The organism is Acinetobacter sp. YH01022 (assembly GCF_013420235.1).
GTDB lineage: Bacteria > Pseudomonadota > Gammaproteobacteria > Pseudomonadales > Moraxellaceae > Acinetobacter.
The window spans coordinates 1-18,113 of sequence record NZ_VOYP01000014.1 but is presented as its reverse complement, the minus strand read 5'-3'; the positions used below and the strand labels follow the sequence as shown (position 1 = coordinate 18,113).

General features: G+C 42.2%; 18 protein-coding genes. 9 read left to right on the top strand and 9 right to left on the bottom strand.

The features are described 5' to 3' along the window. Nucleotides 1-11 precede the first annotated feature (11 nt). From atpG to FTT87_RS06820, 3 genes are read left to right on the top strand one after another with little or no spacing between them, the layout of a single operon-like run. Nucleotides 12-881: a F0F1 ATP synthase subunit gamma gene (atpG, locus tag FTT87_RS06830; RefSeq protein ID WP_086196638.1), complete on the top strand. Its 870-nt coding sequence runs from the start codon at nucleotides 12-14 to the stop codon at nucleotides 879-881. A 29-nt stretch (nucleotides 882-910) separates the two neighbouring features. Continuing rightward, nucleotides 911-2,305, top strand: a complete 1,395-nt coding sequence (gene atpD, locus FTT87_RS06825) for a F0F1 ATP synthase subunit beta (protein ID WP_086196637.1) — start codon at nucleotides 911-913, stop codon at nucleotides 2,303-2,305. 26 nt (nucleotides 2,306-2,331) lie between these two features. Next, nucleotides 2,332-2,751 carry a F0F1 ATP synthase subunit epsilon gene (locus FTT87_RS06820; RefSeq protein WP_086196636.1) on the top strand — a complete coding sequence of 140 codons (420 nt, stop codon included), beginning with the start codon at nucleotides 2,332-2,334 and terminating at the stop codon, nucleotides 2,749-2,751. A 119-nt stretch (nucleotides 2,752-2,870) separates the two neighbouring features. Here the strand turns inward: FTT87_RS06820 and FTT87_RS06815 are convergent, their stop codons facing one another. Further along, the gene (locus tag FTT87_RS06815; protein ID WP_180174581.1) at nucleotides 2,871-3,809 is read right to left on the bottom strand and encodes a hypothetical protein; all 939 of its coding nucleotides are present in this window, start codon (nucleotides 3,807-3,809) and stop codon (nucleotides 2,871-2,873) included. 354 nt (nucleotides 3,810-4,163) lie between these two features. Between FTT87_RS06815 and FTT87_RS06810 the strand changes: the two genes are divergently transcribed. Both FTT87_RS06810 and adhP read left to right on the top strand, forming a co-directional pair. Continuing rightward, the gene (locus FTT87_RS06810) at nucleotides 4,164-4,457 is read left to right on the top strand and encodes a hypothetical protein (protein ID WP_180174580.1); all 294 of its coding nucleotides are present in this window, start codon (nucleotides 4,164-4,166) and stop codon (nucleotides 4,455-4,457) included. A 388-nt stretch (nucleotides 4,458-4,845) separates the two neighbouring features. Beyond that, nucleotides 4,846-5,877, top strand: a complete 1,032-nt coding sequence (gene adhP / locus FTT87_RS06805) for an alcohol dehydrogenase AdhP (protein WP_086196633.1) — start codon at nucleotides 4,846-4,848, stop codon at nucleotides 5,875-5,877. Between the two features lie 76 nt (nucleotides 5,878-5,953). Here adhP and FTT87_RS06800 read toward each other — a convergent pair whose 3' ends face one another. The 5 genes from FTT87_RS06800 to FTT87_RS06780 all read right to left on the bottom strand — a co-directional run bounded on the left by FTT87_RS06800 (nucleotide 5,954) and on the right by FTT87_RS06780 (nucleotide 9,787). Then, complete coding sequence (locus FTT87_RS06800) at nucleotides 5,954-6,562, bottom strand: hypothetical protein (protein ID WP_180042911.1); 609 nt, start codon at nucleotides 6,560-6,562, stop codon at nucleotides 5,954-5,956. Between the two features lie 161 nt (nucleotides 6,563-6,723). After that, nucleotides 6,724-7,107, bottom strand: coding sequence for an RcnB family protein (locus FTT87_RS06795; RefSeq protein WP_086196631.1), 384 nt, complete (start codon nucleotides 7,105-7,107; stop codon nucleotides 6,724-6,726). A 488-nt stretch (nucleotides 7,108-7,595) separates the two neighbouring features. Continuing rightward, nucleotides 7,596-8,141 (bottom strand): glutathione peroxidase, encoded by a 546-nt coding sequence (locus FTT87_RS06790; protein WP_086196630.1) that lies wholly within the window; start codon nucleotides 8,139-8,141, stop codon nucleotides 7,596-7,598. Between the two features lie 151 nt (nucleotides 8,142-8,292). Beyond that, nucleotides 8,293-8,835, bottom strand: a complete 543-nt coding sequence (locus tag FTT87_RS06785) for a hypothetical protein (protein WP_180174579.1) — start codon at nucleotides 8,833-8,835, stop codon at nucleotides 8,293-8,295. Between the two features lie 199 nt (nucleotides 8,836-9,034). After that, nucleotides 9,035-9,787: a helix-turn-helix transcriptional regulator gene (locus tag FTT87_RS06780; RefSeq protein WP_086196628.1), complete on the bottom strand. Its 753-nt coding sequence runs from the start codon at nucleotides 9,785-9,787 to the stop codon at nucleotides 9,035-9,037. A 183-nt stretch (nucleotides 9,788-9,970) separates the two neighbouring features. On the opposite strand from FTT87_RS06780, the gene FTT87_RS06775 reads away from it, so the two are divergent. After that, on the top strand, nucleotides 9,971-10,885 hold the full coding sequence (locus FTT87_RS06775) for a DMT family transporter (RefSeq protein WP_086196627.1): 915 nt from the start codon (nucleotides 9,971-9,973) through the stop codon (nucleotides 10,883-10,885). A 418-nt stretch (nucleotides 10,886-11,303) separates the two neighbouring features. Here the strand turns inward: FTT87_RS06775 and FTT87_RS06770 are convergent, their stop codons facing one another. The 3 genes from FTT87_RS06770 to FTT87_RS06760 form a co-directional block, all read right to left on the bottom strand. Continuing rightward, nucleotides 11,304-11,873, bottom strand: coding sequence for an L-threonylcarbamoyladenylate synthase (locus FTT87_RS06770; RefSeq protein WP_086196626.1), 570 nt, complete (start codon nucleotides 11,871-11,873; stop codon nucleotides 11,304-11,306). Between the two features lie 42 nt (nucleotides 11,874-11,915). After that, a complete protein-coding gene (dprA, locus tag FTT87_RS06765; RefSeq protein WP_180174578.1) occupies nucleotides 11,916-13,061 on the bottom strand; it encodes a DNA-processing protein DprA in 1,146 nt (381 codons plus the stop codon). 94 nt (nucleotides 13,062-13,155) lie between these two features. Further along, nucleotides 13,156-14,310 (bottom strand): LysM peptidoglycan-binding domain-containing protein, encoded by a 1,155-nt coding sequence (locus FTT87_RS06760; RefSeq protein WP_180042919.1) that lies wholly within the window; start codon nucleotides 14,308-14,310, stop codon nucleotides 13,156-13,158. A gap of 119 nt (nucleotides 14,311-14,429) precedes the next feature. Here FTT87_RS06760 and def point away from each other — a divergent pair, with 119 nt between their 5' ends. The 3 genes from def to FTT87_RS06745 all read left to right on the top strand — a co-directional run bounded on the left by def (nucleotide 14,430) and on the right by FTT87_RS06745 (nucleotide 17,576). Further along, the gene (def, locus tag FTT87_RS06755; RefSeq protein WP_086196623.1) at nucleotides 14,430-14,960 is read left to right on the top strand and encodes a peptide deformylase; all 531 of its coding nucleotides are present in this window, start codon (nucleotides 14,430-14,432) and stop codon (nucleotides 14,958-14,960) included. Nucleotides 14,961-15,053: 93 nt separating this feature from the next. Further along, entirely contained in the window at nucleotides 15,054-15,476 is a 423-nt protein-coding gene (locus FTT87_RS06750; RefSeq protein WP_180042920.1) for a DUF2946 family protein, read from the top strand. A gap of 87 nt (nucleotides 15,477-15,563) precedes the next feature. Next, nucleotides 15,564-17,576 (top strand): TonB-dependent copper receptor, encoded by a 2,013-nt coding sequence (locus FTT87_RS06745; RefSeq protein ID WP_180174577.1) that lies wholly within the window; start codon nucleotides 15,564-15,566, stop codon nucleotides 17,574-17,576. Nucleotides 17,577-18,113 lie beyond the last annotated feature (537 nt).

Sequence of the window (18,113 nt, the reverse complement as noted above, 5' to 3'; positions counted from 1 at the left end):
AGGTTAAGCGTATGGCAAATTTAAAAGAAATTCGCGCCAAAGTAGCTAGTATCAAAAGCACGCAGAAAATTACTCGCGCGATGCAGATGGTAGCAGCTTCTAAGATGCGTCGTGCGCAAGAGCGCATGGCTCAAGGCCGTCCGTATGCCGAAAATATGCACCGTGTAATTGCTCACTTGGTCCAAGCGAATCCTGAATACAAACACCGTTATATGGTTGAACGCCCAGTTAAGCGCGTTGGCTATATCATTGTGTCATCAGATCGCGGCCTTGCTGGTGGCTTGAACATTAACTTGTTCAAGAAAGTGGTAAAACACGTCCAACAGCAACAAGAGCAGTCAATTGAAGTTCAATTTGCTTTAATTGGTCAAAAAGCGGTTTCGTTTTTTAAAAACTACGGCGGTAAAGTGCTTGGTGCAACTACAAACGTAGGTGATGCGCCAAGTCTTGAACAGTTAACTGGTTCTGTACAGGTGATGTTGGACGCTTACGATAAAGGCGAGTTAGATCGTATTTATCTGGTGTCAAACGGCTTTGTCAATGCCATGACTCAAAACCAAAAGATCGAACAGCTCGTTCCTTTAGCAGCTGCTGAAGAAAGCGAAGGTCTGAACCGTCAATACGGTTGGGACTATATCTATGAACCAGAAGCTGAAGAGCTTTTAAATGGTTTATTGGTTCGTTACATCGAGTCTATGGTTTATCAAGGCGTGATTGAAAACATCGCGTGTGAACAGTCTGCACGTATGGTTGCAATGAAAGCTGCAACTGATAACGCGGGTGAGCTGATCAAGAGCCTACAACTTATTTATAACAAGCTGCGTCAAGCCGCGATTACTCAGGAAATTTCTGAGATCGTTGGTGGTGCCGCTGCCGTTTAACATTATTAGTTTGAATTGAGGAGACAGCAATGAGTAGCGGTCGTATCATTCAGATCATCGGCGCGGTTATCGACGTCGAGTTTGAACGTAACAGCGTTCCTAAGATCTATGACGCTCTCCACGTTGATGGCACTGAAACTACATTAGAAGTTCAGCAACAACTTGGTGATGGCGTAGTTCGTACTATTGCAATGGGTTCTACTGAAGGACTTAAGCGTGGTTTGAACGTAACTAACACTGGCGCGCCTATCTCTGTACCTGTAGGTACTGCATGTTTAGGTCGTATCATGGACGTTCTTGGTCGCCCTATCGACGAAGCTGGTCCAGTTGCCACTGAAGAACGTTTGCCGATTCACCGTCAAGCACCTTCTTATGCTGAACAAGCAGCATCTACTGACCTTTTAGAAACTGGTATTAAAGTCATCGACTTACTTTGCCCGTTCGCTAAAGGTGGTAAAGTTGGTCTGTTCGGTGGTGCCGGTGTTGGTAAAACTGTAAACATGATGGAGTTGATCAACAACATCGCTAAAGCGCACTCAGGTTTATCTGTGTTTGCTGGTGTTGGTGAGCGTACTCGTGAAGGTAACGACTTCTATCACGAGATGAAAGACTCTAACGTACTTGACAAAGTAGCGATGGTTTACGGTCAGATGAACGAGCCACCGGGTAACCGTTTACGCGTAGCGTTGACTGGTTTGACTATGGCTGAGTATTTCCGTGACGAGAAAGACGAAAACGGTAAAGGCCGTGACGTACTATTGTTCGTAGACAACATCTACCGTTATACACTGGCAGGTACTGAAGTATCAGCACTTCTAGGTCGTATGCCATCTGCAGTAGGTTACCAACCGACTCTTGCAGAAGAGATGGGTGTTCTTCAAGAACGTATTACATCGACTAAGTCTGGTTCTATTACGTCAATCCAAGCGGTATACGTACCTGCCGATGACTTAACAGATCCATCGCCTGCTACTACCTTCGCTCACTTGGACGCAACTGTAGTATTGAGTCGTGATATCGCATCTTCTGGTATTTACCCAGCGATCGATCCACTTGACTCTACTTCACGTCAGTTAGATCCATTAGTTGTAGGTGCTGAGCATTACGAAATTGCTCGTTCAGTTCAAAACGTTCTTCAACGTTATAAAGAATTGAAAGACATCATCGCGATTCTTGGTATGGACGAATTGGCTGAAGAAGACAAACTTACTGTATACCGTGCACGTAAGATCCAACGTTTCTTCTCTCAACCGTTCCACGTAGCTGAAGTGTTTACTGGTGCTCCTGGTAAACTTGTACCGCTTAAAGAAACAATTCGTGGCTTTAAAGGTCTTCTAGCTGGTGAATACGATCACATCCCAGAACAAGCGTTCTATATGGTTGGTGGTATTGACGAAGTGATTGCTAAAGCCGAGAAACTTTAATTAGCTACCTAATTTAGGAGATTCTCATGGCGACTATGCAATGTGACGTTGTAAGTGTTAAAGAGTCTTTGTACTCAGGCACTGTAACTATGCTAATTGCTAAAGGTGCTGGTGGTGAGTTGGGTATTATGCCTGGCCATGCTCCGCTGGTAACTTTACTCAAGCCGGGTGCAATCCGCGTTCTGCTTGAAAATGGTACAGAAGAGTTAATCTATGTATCTGGTGGTGTACTTGAAGTTCAACCGCACGTTGTTACTGTACTTGCAGACACTGCAGTCCGTGCTGACAACCTTGATGAAGCCGCAATTATTGAAGCTCGTAAACAAGCTGAACAATTGCTAGCAAATCAAAAGAGCGACTTGGACTCTGCTGCTGCGCTTGCTGCTCTTGCAGAAACTGCTGCTCAGCTGGAAACCATCCGCAAAATCAAAAACCGCGCTCAATAAGACACGGTTCGAGATTGAAAAACCACCCGAAAGGGTGGTTTTTTTATTTTTAAATTCTTTTTACTTCCCCAAGAGATTATTCCTGCTTAAAAAGCAGAGTGAATTTTCTATATTTAATTCTATTTTTCTTTAAAGAAAGCCTGTCTGAGTTGACCGAACAACATATCACTCACTTTGTCATCTTGTGTCTTAATCAGTTGCTTTAATTTTTCAGCTTTGGGTATATCTTCCGGAACGATAATTTCTTCTCCGGATTGGTCAGCATATGAAATAGGTCGCGGGTTTGCTGTGGCTAGATTGGATGAAGCGGGATATTCAACATGCCAAAGCTGAGTTGAAAGCGCCATGATGTATTTATATTCATCCGTATCTGGCTGAAAACGTTTATACAGTTGCAAATCTTGTAATGATTCTAAACGATCATCTGGGTCAGTGGAGGAGGGATTTTGCCCTTCGACAATGATCGGGTGAATTTCATGTTGCATTAAATGGTAGTCAAGCCAGTCACCAAGCAGGTTATGGTCAATATTTGCAACATAATCGCTGTTCTGTTGGACCAATTGTTGTAGCCGTTGCAATACGCTCATTTCTTGTTGTTGAAGTGCGTAACGTGCTTCAGTTTCCAGTTGTTGCAATTCTTTCATGGGCAAGTCTAAAAAACGTTGTTGCTGTTCAAAAGCATCAACAATATTGCTTTGATAGAGATTATTCCATTGTTGCAAGGCATGAATTTCCAATTGTTGAATTTCTTTAAATGCTTTGCTTTTGTAGTGACTGAGTTTAATACGCTGAATATTTTGTTGATTCAATTCAATTCGTTGTTTGATGTATTCAACATAAGGACCAGTTTGCTTTGGGCTGACCGGTTGGATGACATCAACCAATAACAACTGCTGTTGTTGATTATGTTTGAGCCAGTCTTGAATCAGTTGAACATCTTTTATAGGGTGAGAAAAAAATTGATTTAAGCGTGGCATAGCTTTTTCAGGCATGATGAAATGCAACATGCCATACGCCATGATTGCTAAACAGACCACCACAAGAATCATTTTTTTCATATTATAAAATATTTTTTGTGTTTGCTATTTGTACATATTATAGGAAAAATGAGAAGTGGATAATGTTTTTTTATAAAAACATCAATTGTATAGAGGGAGAATAGAACACAGAGCACCGTTCTATTTTTAACTTAAAATTTCATTCGATCTTACTTCCAGCTTATATCTCTACCTTTTTAGATTACCCATGCGCATGTTTTTACTTCAGGAAAATTGGCTTTTGCCGGGTTATTTCAAGCCAAACAATTTCTATTTTATTTCAACAGTGCAAAAATAATATCTAAAGTTGCATATCTTATAAGCAGGTATTGGGTATAGATTAAAAGTATCTACTTTGAACGCTTATAGTTTTAGATGAACCTTATCGAACATGAACCGCATTTTTGGGAACTTTACCAAGACTTTGAGCATTATTATCTCAGCATTGCAGTGGATATGAGTTCGGTCGTATCCTGCTGGGACTTGTTTTTAACGCAAGATGAAATCCTGGCTTATAAACAGTACGGTCGGAAGAGTATTGAGGAACTGGCAAAGTCGATGGTTGCTGCAGCGTATAAAGGTGATTTTTCTGCTATGGAAAGCCGTCTAGCCTCATCTAAAGAAAAACAAGCGATGCAGGCTGCTTTTAAACAATGGCGTGTACAGTAAAATCCATGAGTCGGTAAGGATGAACCTCATCGCTAAGATGAAAAATCACCTTTAATAATTATGTTCACTCTCTATAAATCTTAGTAAAAATCTAAGTTAAACGTGACATGTCTAGTTCTTATCCGTTGCCCGAATCCCGACTTTAGCAAGATTGGCTATGCCTTGCTGTTATTTATAGTCTTACCAGTGATTTTTTTCAAATCAGCTTCAAAATAAGAAACAATCATTTTAGAGCCGGCACACCTTGTACTGCTGAACGGCAAACACATCTAAAGTGATCAAATCCGATACAAATCCACTCATTTTGATTATTTATTGTTCGATATAGTAGGGCTGTGGCTCCTCTAACAAGAGTCTTCTCAGTATGCGTAATATGGAGAACATCAATATGGCGAATACAATGAAAGCCGCGGTGGTTACGGCATTTAACCAGCCGCTGCAAATACAAGAACTGGAAATTCCGAAAATCAGTCCGGGCAAAGTACTGGTGAAAATTATTGCAACAGGTGTTTGTCATACCGATCTGCATGCCATGCATGGGGATTGGCCGGTAAAACCGACTTTACCTTTTGTTCCCGGCCATGAAGGTGTGGGTGAAGTCATAGAGGTCGGTGAGGGTGTAGAGCATTTAAAGGTGGGAGATATTGTAGGTGTTCCGTGGCTGTATTCTGCATGTGGTCATTGCGATCATTGCTATGCAGGCTGGGAAACCTTGTGTAAGAAGCAGCAAAATTCGGGTTATTCAGTGAATGGCAGTTTTGCTGAATATTGCCTGGCAGATGGTGACTACGTCGGCGTGATTCCTGAAGGTGTTGATCTGCTGGAAATTGCTCCGATTTTGTGTGCTGGCGTGACAGTCTATAAAGGTTTGAAAATGACAGAGGCCAAAACCGGGGACTGGGTAGCCATTTCCGGAATTGGTGGCCTAGGTCATGTGGCAATTCAGTATGCCAAGACTATGGGCTTTAATGTGGTGGCAATTGATGTGGATGATTCTAAACTGGAATTGGCCAAAAACTTGGGTGCCGATGTGACCATTAATGCCCTGAAAGTGGATGTTAAGGAAGAAGTCATGAAAGCCACGGGTGAGGGTTGTCACGGTGTTTTGGTGACTGCGGTATCGCCAAAGGCATTTGAACAGGCTGTGGCAATTGTTCGTCGTGGTGGCACTATGGTTTTAAACGGTTTACCAGCGGGAACCTTTGACTTGTCGATTTTTAATATGGTGCTGGAAGGGATTACCGTGCGCGGCTCGATTGTCGGAACGCGTCTGGACTTGAAAGAAGCACTGGATATTGCAGCGCGCGGCAAGGTCAAGGCGCATATCCATGTTGAACCGCTTGAGAATATTAACGATATTTTTGAGCGTATGGAGCAGGGTAAAATTGATGGCCGTATCGTGATTGATATGAGACTTTAATCTTCAATTTAAACAGACCAATTCTGCAGGACCGCTGAATTGGTCTTTATTTTTAGAGGCTTTCTCTATAGGAGAATTAACTTTCCTGATCTGATTCACTTGAACCTGAATCATGCTGACCTGCAGGAATCATCATGCCGGCCAGTTTAATCATTTCCGTCTGGATCGTACCCATTTGTTGTTCAATTTTCTTGAAATCGACCTGAGTCAAGTCGATCTTGCCATTTAAAAACGGGGTGGCTAGTACTTGCTGATTGGCCTGCATTACATTTTGACGAATCGAATCAATTTCCTGGCTTTTCAGGTTCAAGCTGCTGAGAGCCTGATCAAAACCTTTTAACTGGGCTTTTAAGGATTCTGCAGTGCTTTGTAATTGCTGCTGATCATGATTGGAAACAGCCGCTTCTAAATCCGATTGGCTCTGTTTGAGCTGTTCAATATAGTCACCGGTTTTCAATTGCATATCGGCAACATCGCGGACAATATAAAACATGTTTCCGCTTTTCAGTTCCGTTTTATTAGCTGAGGCTTCTGTAGCTGACGGGGTAGAGACCTGTTCGGAGACTTCGCTGGATGTTTCATTTTCAGTTGAATCCGGTGTACTGGCTTGTTCACAACCGATCAGCAAAAGGCCCGCACTAAACATCACAAAAGGAGAAACCGCATTTTGGATGAATTTTTTCATATCTCTTTCATTTCAGCTTCAATCAATACATCACAATATAGGGACAGAATGTGGAGAAAAAACTAATTGTTGCAAAGTGATAACAAATATTTTGAATATAAGCGCTTGAGTTATTAAAAAAGAGCGCTGCAGCGCTCTTAACTTTACATAAATGACTAAGCTCAATTTGTCATAATTTTCACAATACTGTGATTGAGCGTGTTAATCAGTACATAGTCGCCATTGACGCGAATCCAGCGCTGGTTTTTGCCCGGTTTACTCAGATTTTTATAACGCTTATGATCAATTGCATAGCCTTTACCATAATAATGTGAAGGCAGGGCTTGACCGGCTTTCCAGTCGCGGGATGGTTTTAAAACCCGATCTTGTATGACTTCATGATGACGCTGTCCAGCGTGCTGTTGGCCATGTGTGTCACCCGGATGCATATTTTGGGCATGGCTGTTATTTTCATGGGCATGAGCAGGTGGCGCGGCGATTGCTGCAGGTGCTGCCAGCACGGCAGTGGTTAAAGCAAAGAGTCCAGCATGTACTAGTTTTTTCATGGGTTTACCTATATTAAAAATAGCTGTCAGCCGATATTTTTATTTCACCTCTAAGTTAAAGAGAAAACGTGAATAATCTATTGTATAAATGTAATTTGCTGCCTGCTCTGAAGCATGAATGGCATGCAACTCTCTGAATTCCTGCCTTGATTTGAATCTGCTAATTTCTGTGGACAACCAGCTCCGATGTCCCTTTGCTGGCTGATCGGGAATTTTCAAAGTGCTAGGGCAATCGGCTTTCATTATCCGTCAGTAGTGTGTTTTGTCTGGTGATGATTTGGACTGGCATCTCATTCATGCGGCAGGTTGTTGCACCGATATGATAATAAAAACCGGGGGTAGAAATAGCCTGACGTTCGCCAGGTTTTGGCCATTTTTAACAGATTTCATGTCTGGACAGTTTTTTGAAAGTTAAAATGATTAGAGAAAAATAAAGCCGACTTCAGCCTGAATTAAACACGCTGAACCGGCCGGTTTAGAGCATACTTTTATTTGGCAAGTTCAGCATTAATCGCATCAACAATACGCGGATCATCGGCTGTGATGTCTGGTGCAAAGCGGGCCACCACTTCCCCTTTTTTATTGATCAGGAATTTTTCAAAGTTCCATAACACTTCAGGCGGCTCATTTGGAGTCAGGCCATAATCGACCAGATCTTTCCACCAAGGTCCTTCGCCAATACGTTCAGGAATGGCCTGAGTCAGGGTTTGATAAAGCGGATGCTTATCTTCACCTGCTACGGAAATTTTAGAAAATAGCGGAAAATCCACCTGATAATTTAAAGAACAAAATTCCTGGATTTCTGCATCAGAACCCGGTTCCTGAGCCAGGAAATTATTGGCAGGAAAACCTAAAATTTCCAGTCCTTGGTCTTTCTTTTCTTTATACAGTTTTTCTAAGCCTTCATATTGCGGGGTTAAACCGCATTTAGAGGCGACATTCACCAACAGCAATACTTTGCCTGCATATTGATTTAAGGTGATGTCCTGTCCGGCAATGGTCTTGACCGGAATATCATAAACAGATTGGCTCATGAGAAAGTCCTTGAATATTTGAATGTGAATGACTGCTTTGTTTTAAAGCTTATTGTGTCGATCGACAAGTTTTTATTGAGATCTGGATGGTAATCTTTCATGCAGGGTAAATAAAAACAGGCCAATCGACCTGTTTTTATCATGCAATGCATTATTGTGCGGTTTTGACTTTGTTTTCCAGAGCCTGCATGTCGGCGACCAGTTCTTTTTGCAATTGCGTTGCCTGGTCTCGCAGTTCAGCAATTTTTTTCATATCCGGTTTTTCGGCAATACTTTCTTCAGCAAGTTCGATACCCAGATTATTGGATTCTTTAATTTTGCCACGTACTTTGTCTAGCTCGGTACTTTTCAGGGCTAAAGCATCCAGATCCCGGTTAAAGTTCGCAATATAGGTTTTCATTTCTGCAATGATCGTATTTAGTGCGGCTTTATCATTTTTTTGCGCAGCCTGGTTGGCTTTATTTTGCAAGTCTAAAGCCTCTTTGGAGCGATTTTGGGAGAGGGTCTGGATTTCAATTAAATCATTTTTAATATCTTTGATATTGTTTGTACTCAGTGCTGCGGTTGCAGGTTGTGTACTTGCAGGGGAAGCGCTGGTAGCTGCTGACGATGCGGGTGCTTCATTTGATTTTTTATCACAGGCTATTAATGCCAGAGTGGCAACACAGAGTGAAGCCAGTAAGGGTGTTTTCATATCGCATCCTTATAGATCCAATGACAACATCAGACCTAACTATTTAAAAAATATTAAAGACGTTAAGAAATATATGCTAGAGACTCCCTTTAATAGAGTGTTGTCATCAAAATGGCATAGGAGTTTAGCCCGTGACTAGGGCATTTTTGTTGTTAAGCTGCTGCAAATTGCAAAGTAGTTATTTAAGTTCATGTAAGTATTAGATATCACGCAGTTGTGCAGGTGTTTGTTCGGTATAGCGTTTAAAAAACTCAATAAAGCTGGAACTGTGCTGATAACCCAGCTCATAGGCCAATTTTTTCACTGTCTTGCCTTGGCGAATTTGAGAGATTGCATATAAAATTTTAGCCCGATTGCGCCATTCCGATAAGCTCAATTGTAATTCTTGCTGGCTCAAGCGCAGTAAATGTCGTTCGCTCATAGGCGAGCCGCTGAGAAGTTGCTGCAAACTCTTGTGAAAGAGCTGTGGATTGGCCAATTGCTGTAATAGCGGCTTAAGCAAAACATGGTTGGTTTGCGGTAAATAGTGATCATATGCCGCTGCAGTTTTTAGTTGATCCTTCACTACCAGTAATAAATGCTGATAATGTAGTGTAGTTATACCCTGCTGTTTTTGCTCTAAGATTTCATGCACCAAATGCCGAAGAAAGGGGCGAATACTTAAGGTTTTGGTGCAAGGTGCAAAATGCTGACATAAGTAAGGATGTACTCGAATACAGACATAGTGGGTGATTTTTTCATCTAGTGCGATAGAGGTATGTGCTGTTTGTGGAGGGAGCCACAGACCATAATTCGGTGGTGACAGATAAATTTGTCCTTCAATTTCATATTCCAAAATACCATTCAAACTAAAATTGAAATCACCCCATAATGAACTGTGTGGCGCAATAATTTCATCTTTCTGATAAAAGAATTCATCCACTTCTATATAGTTTTGAATCTGCTGGAGCATGTGAATGTCCTTGATCTTTATGTATGCGTACTTTCATGCCTGAAAGATATTGGGTGTCATCTCAATCGTCACAACCCAATGCTTCAGTGTCCTGAGCGCAGTATTAATGTCTGAAATTCGATATTATAATTATTTCAGACTTCAGTAAAAATAAAAACTGAACATTCAAGCATGGTATAGGGCATGACACAGCAACACAAAACAGTCTGGTGGGCATTTGTTTTGCCATTACTTGCAGTTTTAATCTGGTCGATGAACATTACCGTAACCCGTTATGTGGCGGACTATATTTCTCCGGTTAGCATCAGTTTCTATCGCTGGCTGGTGGCTTTTATCGTCTTAACCCCGTTTATGCTGGGCAAGGTCTGGCGTGAAAGTCAGCTAGTTTTGGCACACTGGAAGCAGCTCGCCGTTCTTGGTGCTTTTGGTATGGTGCTGTATCAAGGGTTGGGCTATAGCGCAGCGCATTATACCACTGCGACTAACATGGGCATTATCAATGCCTTTATTCCGGTATTTACCATTTTTGTGTCCATGCTCATGCTTAAGGACATGCCTAACCGTTTTGCTGTTGTAGGCAGCATGCTGTCTTTTGCCGGTTTGCTTTATGTCATGGCTCAGGGGAATTTGACCCATCTGCTGCAATCTGGTGGACATCCGGGCGATATCATGATGGTACTGGCAGTATTTTTTTATGCGTTTTATGGCGTTTTCCTGAAAAAATGGCAACTGCAGATTCCCTTGCTGATCAGTCTTTATGTTCAGATTATTTTTGCCCTGCTTTACCATTTGCCCTTCGTTTTATACTTGGGGCTGGATGCAATTGATCAACACAATGTAAGCAGTGTGCTGTATGCCGGTATTTTCCCATCTTTGATTGCACCCTTGGTCTGGATGTTGGCGGTACAGATGATCGGACCGAATCGCACCAGTATTTTTATGAATTTAATGCCGGTCTGTACGGCCATTATTGCCAATCTGTGGTTAGGTGAAGCATGGACCGTGTATCACAGCATCGGTGGTCTGGTCATTTTATTGGGTATTTTATTGGCTCAAAAGAAAGATCGGGTAGTAACAACAGCAAAATTAAATGCATAAACGTAAAAATAGCAGATTAAAAAACAGACAAATAAACTGGTTTTATCATTAATTTTTATGGAAATAAAGTCTGAGTCGTAGTTTTAAAAAAGTATTTAAAATGGATATTTAGCTAAAAGATAATTAAAAAATAGTGAGATAATTTAAATTATTAATAAAAAGTGATAAATATTTGATAGTTTTTAGCTGTCTTTTAAGATAAATAATATATTTGTATAAAGAAATTAATTATTACATAATATTTATATCGTGAATGTTTAAGTTATTCTTAACAATCTTTAAACCTTCACAACCAGATTTACATACCCTCTGGATGTGATTTATGCACATCCTTTTTATGCTCAACCATCCCTATATGGTTGAGCTTTTTTTTGCCTGAAAATAATATTCAGCCCGTATTATATCAAAGTGATCCGCATTAAGCGCGGATCACTTCACCTGTTTCAGCATCCACAATACGGCTAGGTTCTTTGCTTAAACCTAAATCGCCATTTAAATAATCTACTTGGCTGGAAAAATATTGGCTGGCTTCCTGAAGGGAGCGGGCAGGGTTTTTTCCAGCAGGATTGGCACTGGTCGAGACAATAAAACCGTTAAAGGCATTGCACAGTGCGACACATAAGGGATGGGTAGTGACCCGTACCGCTACTTTGGGATGGTTGCCTTTAATCCATGCCGGAATATGATCGCCTGCGGGTAACAGCCAAGTGGTTGCACGTTCGGTCGGAGAGCGATGACTCCATGAATCAATGACCTGTTGGCGCATTTCCGCAGTCAGCGGTTTTAACAGATGTTCTACCTGTGCAATTTGTGCTGCCAGGAGAATTACCCCTTTTTCAATGGGACGTTGCTTTAAACGTAGAATTTCCAGGAACGCTTGTTCGTTAAAAGGATCACAGCCTAAGCCCCAAACTGCCTCTGTGGGATATGCTAAAACATGTCCCTGTTTTAAACATTGAGCAGCTTCGGCAACAGAGGTGCTAATCATCAGACCTTTCTCTTCAAATTGATTAAAGCGCTATTGTGAACCTTATTTGCCTGGACGACAACGTAGATATATGCCAGCTTGTTGGGTGCACAAGCCAAGTAATTCCAGTTCCATCAATTGACTGGTCAGGGTGGCAATGTCTAACTGCAGTTGAATGACCAGCTCATCCAGAAGTTGCCCGACCCAGTCTAGCTGATTATACAAAGTGCTTAAATGCGCTGGCAGTTCGGGCCGGGCATCCAGAGGTGCGAGTTTACTGGTCTGTTCACTATGCTGTTGAGCTTGCCATTGTGTCGGCAGGGCCAGATCTTCAATCACCTGTTCAGGATGATCGACTAAAATGCCACCTTCACGAATCAGTTGATGGCAGCCTTGATGATGCTCGCTATAAATATGTCCCGGAATGGCAAACACCAATTTGCCCTGTTCCGCTGCCCATTTCGCCGTGATTAAAGAACCACTTTTCAGTGCAGCTTCTGCCACAATCACGCCGAGGCTTAAGGCACTGACAATGCGGTTGCGCCGCGGAAAATGCTGCTGTAAAGGAGGGGTTCCGGGTAAGAACTCGGTGATTACCGTACCGGCCTGAGCAAGAATCTGCTGTCGCAACGGCTGATTTTGACTGGGATAGGTCAGGTCTAGGCCTGTACCCATCACGGCAATGGTGCGATTGTGCTGCAAAGCACCCTGATGGGCGGCTTCATCAATGCCTTGTGCCAAGCCACTGCTGATATAAAAGCCTTTTTCACTGAGATAATAAGCAAAGTCATAGGCCACCTGGCGTCCGTGATTGCTGGGTTTACGGCTACCGACAATGGCAATTTGTGCTTGTAACAGGGTTTGGACATTGCCCTGGCCAAACAGGATCGGCGGCTTATCGGCATAGGGCAGTAGTTGCTGCGGGTAGTGTGCATCATCCTGCAACAGTACAAAATCACTCTGTTTTTGAATCAGATCAATACAATGCTGAAATTGCCGCTGTGATTCAGGAAGATGAAAATCTCGCAGCCGCTGAATATGATTTTTGTGAATGCCAAGTTTTTGCCATGTTTCAATTTGGTCAGGCAGTGTTGCTTCGGCCAGATGGGTATAGTATTCCTGGATTTTATAAAAGCTGGGCAGAGAGTGCTGTACCAGAAACCATAAACGAATGTAATCCAGCTGCAAGGCGCTTAAGGAATTGAGCATAACGAGACCTTTAAAGATATCTTCTTTTTATTGTTTAAATTATTGTTTAAAAAATAAGGCTGAATCTCAGCCTTATTTTATTTTGATTGAAGGATTATTCATCCATTAGTGGTGGCTGGATGCCAGCACCGACTTTAATTGGCAATTCGCTATCCAGTACATAGGCATAACTCAGGTTATCAAAGCTCTTGAATACCATGATGTTACCAATGTGCTGTCCAGGGAGTTGAATACGCTCTTTGGTTTTCGGGTCAGTCACGACTTCGCCTTTCTGGCTCACCGTCAATACCTGTCCAGCTTGAACGCCTTGCAAACTACCACGGTCAATCGTCACTACACTGTGTTTCGCAGCAGTGCCAATTGATCCCATCACGCGAACCACTTGGCCACCGGCAACCACATCTTCAGCATTGGTTGGGTAGAATAAGGTTGGAAGCATTGGATCGTATTCAGGCAATACACGGTCGCCACGACGAACTTCAGCATTATAGGTATCTGTCAGTTCAAGCGTAGTAATGTCATTTTCACCACGGATGGCAATGCCAGATGCCACCTGAATCAATTCAAGACCGGCATTGTATTTTTTGCCTTTTGCATCGGTAAACATATACGGTTCACCTTCACGGTAAACGGCATAGCGTTGGCCCACTTCCAGACCATTACCGCGCGCATATACTGTTTGACCTTGAGCCGCCAGAACACGTTGGTCCGCCGTGCCTAAAATGTATGGCGTACCTGTGATGGATTCAGGTGCAACAATGGTGCTGCGTTCTAACCACTGCTTGATGTGTTCCAGCGGAATGACTGGAATGGCATTGTTTAATGATTCTACCCGAACCTGAGGTTGTAACTTGGTGCCACCGGTATAACGACGGATAATCCCTTCACAGCCATCACCTTCATCTTTACCAATAATTGGTTTGCCGTTATAGGTACACATGAGCAGGCGGTCGCCCGGGAAAATCCAGTGTGGGTTTTTCACATGTTTATTGCTGGCCCAGATTTCAGGCCAACGTACTGGATTCTTCAAAAATCTTTTGGAAATATCCCATAAAGTATCGCCTTTTTTCACCACATAAACTTGTGGTGCTCCGGCTTTTAATGCAGGTGGATTGATATTACGAGCAGGTGCTGCTTCAGCAATGCTGACCATGCCGGCCCCAACACTTACACATACGGCAAGTGCCAACAATTGTTTTTTAAACCCCAAGGCACTAAAAGTTGGCATGCCCTTCAAAACCTTTTTCATTATCATAATTCCTAAAATTATGTATGTAGTTGCGTTATAATAACGATATTACACACATTTTTTTGATGAAGCATTCCTTCATTTTGTTTTTTGATCAATGGCATAAGTGAGGACACCGTATGGCCTTATTACCTATTTTAAGTTTCCCGGATCCCCGTCTGCGTACCATTGCTAAACCAGTCGAAGAAGTTACTGATGAAATTCGTCAGCTCGTAGCCGATATGCTTGAAACCATGTATGAAGCCCCAGGTATCGGTTTGGCTGCTACACAGGTGGATCGTCATATTCAGCTGATAGTCATGGATTTATCTGAAAATAAAGATCAACCCATGGTCTTTATTAATCCCAAAGTTACGCCATTAACTGAAGAAACTCAGCCTTATGAAGAAGGCTGTCTGTCAGTGCCCCAAATATACGATAAAGTTGAGCGTCCGTCACGTGTAAAAATCGAGGCAATTAACCTTGAGGGTCAATCATTTGAGCTGGAAGCAGACGAACTTCTCGCTGTTTGTATTCAACATGAAATGGATCACTTAAATGGTAAATTATTTGTTGATTATTTATCGCCTTTAAAACGTCAACGTGCACGTGAAAAAGTGGAAAAAGTAGTGCGTCAGCGCCAAAAAGAAAAAGTCGCGGTGAAACGCTAATCCATACAACTTCCGGATTAAATAGTTTAAAAAAAAGCCCAATTTAAATTGGGCTTTGTTATACTGGCCGCCGACAAATTTTAGGATTTGCCTGTGCTTTTTCGTAGTGGTCTACTGCTATCTTGTATAGCCGTATTTTTACAGATTGCTGTGTTTTTACAGCCTTTGCTGCCGAAGCAATATCAGATTGCTCCGGTCTGTGAAACCATTACGCGTGCATTATTGCAAAAACCTGCTTTACCGTACATTTCCGCATCCACACATGCACATCATCAGTTGCATCAAGATCATCAACAGCAGTCTGTAGAACATAGCCATCAAGATGCCGATCATCAATGTCAGTATTGTACTGTCTACGGTAATTTGGTTTTGCCTCCTGAACTGGAGGTCAAAGAAGTTTTAGACCGTATTCAAGTACGCTTATTGGCATTCCAGAAGACTTTTAGTCATGTCTGGTTTGTTTTACAGCGACTCTTTCTTCTGCCCCAAGGGCGAGCCCCACCACTATTTGCATAAATCAAAAGGTATTTTCGGGTCTTGACTGACTCTAGCCCTTGCGCTGCTTCAACCGCAGCTCATATTTATGTATTAGTGAGATTGAAAATGGCTCAGCCAAAATTCTTTTTACAGCCACTTGCGGCTGCGATTTGTGTTGCCGGTTATTCAGCGGCTGTATTTGCCGAGCAACAAACGACTACTGTTCAAACCTTAGCGCCGATTGTGGTAACTGCTCATCAGGGCAATGATGCCAATGGTTTGATTGTGCATGCCGATCCCAAACAGCCGATCCAGCCGATTCCGGCGACAGATGGTGCAGATTATCTGCAAAGTATTGTCGGTTTTAGTTCAGTCAATAGCGGTGCCGGAACCAATGGGGATGTCACCTTCCGTGGTATGTTTGGTTCACGGATTAAAATTTTGACCGATGGTACGGAAAACCTCGGGGCATGCCCAAGTCGTATGGATTCACCGACGTCGTATATTTCCCCGGAAAGCTATGACCGGATCTCGGTGATTAAAGGACCGCAGACGGTGCAATATGCCAATACCGGTTCGGCTGCGACGGTTATTTTTGAGCGTGGTCCGGAAACAGAATTAACGGCTGAAAAAAATTATCGTGGTCAGGCCAGTGTGCTGCTCGGTTCTTATGGTCGTCTGGATCAGAATGTGGAAACGGCAATCGGCGATGAAAAAAAATATATCCGCCTGAATACCAATCGTTCTGTATCGGATAGTTATAAAGATGGTGATGGCACCACTGTTCCATCGGATTGGGAACGCTGGAATGCCGATGTCGCATTGGGTTGGACACCGGACGAAAATACATGGATCGAACTGAGTGGGGGAAAAGCCGACGGTGAAGTGGTGTATGCAGGCCGTGATATGGATGGCTCTAAATTTGCCCGGGAAAGTCTAGGCTTGCGATTTGAGAAAAAGAATATCAATGATGTGATTAAAAAAGTTGAAGGGCAAATCAATTACAACTTTAACGATCATGTCATGGATAACTATAGCTTACGAGACGTTCCTGCGGCTGATAAATCCATGAATGTTACGCGCCGTACGCTGAATACCCGTCTTGCAATGACCACTGAATGGGACAAGTTTCAACTCGTATCAGGTGTGGATTCACAGCAAAACCATCATGCCGGTGGGATGAGTTCTGCCATGATGAATATGCCCGTGAAGACAGATATGAAGTTTAATTCCTATGGGGCATTTGGTGAACTAAGTTATCAGATGACTGAACAACATAAGTTGGTCGGTGGTGCGCGCGTTGATGATGTTAGTGTGGAAAAACTTGCAAAAGGGGTGAAGCGGACTGAGACCATACCAAGTGCTTTTTTGCGCTTAGAAAGCCAGCATCCAGATCATAATGCCAAAAGCTATCTTGGTCTTGGCTATGTTGAACGCATGCCGGATTATTGGGAACTTTTTAGAACTGATTATGAAGGTACGATGCATACCTTCAAACGCTTAGATACTGAAAAAACCTTACAATTGGACTTAGGTTATCAGCATCAGCATGGTGCATTAAATACTTGGGCTTCAGCTTATGCCGGGCTAATCAATGATTTTATCTTGATGACTTATGATCCAACCAAGATGACCAGTATGATGGCCAATGCAGCAGATTCACGTAATGTGGATGCAACCATTGCTGGTGCAGAAGCGGGTATTGGTTATCAGTTTACCGATGCAATTCAGGCGGATGTGAGTGCAATGTATGCGTGGGGGGAAAATACCACAGACAATACACCATTACCACAGATAGCACCTTTAGAGGCACGTATCAACTTACGTTATATTCAAGACAACTATACTCTGGGTGCATTATGGAGAATAGTGGATGATCAAAGCCGTATCAGCCAGAATCAAGGCAATATTGTCGGTAAGGACTTTAAGGAAAGCGCAGGTTTTGCCACTTTATCCCTAAATGGAACTTATCATTTACGAGATGGTGTTGATTTGTCAGTCGGTATTGATAACGTGCTTGATAAAACCTATACCGAGCATCTAAATAAAGCGGGCAGTGCTGGCTTTGGTTTTGATAGTGATGAACAGTTTAACAATATTGGACGTAACTATTGGGCACGGGTGAGTATGAAGTTCTAATTTGTCTTTAAATTAGGCAAAAAGCAGGAGTATTCTCCTGCTTTTTTGGTTTTTTATTTTATAAAATTTATATTTTTCATAATCTTATGTTGAGGTGATATTTCTAAATAAAATAATGAATATTTTTATTTAAATAATTTAATTATATAAAACATATACTTATTTATTTTATGGTTTATAAAATAGACACCCGATTCAACTGCTTTAAAAAAGGAGTTGCATTGGGTTTGGGATGGTGTAGAATGCACATCCATCGGCGGTGATGAAGATTAAAACTTCTGATAAAACAGCAACTTAGCGCGAAGTGTTGAGATTTGGTTTTAGAAAGAAAGTTTAAAATAATTTGAATTACTGATTGACACTGAGAATATCTAGTGTAATATAGCCGACCTAGCTTGCTGGTGACGAATCAGTAAGAAGATCATTAAGAGATTATGAAGAACAACTTGTGTGGATTTTTACTGGTTGATTGATCGAAATTATTTTCATTGATTGATGGTAGAAATTACTCGAAGTTTATTTGAGAAATATTTGTCA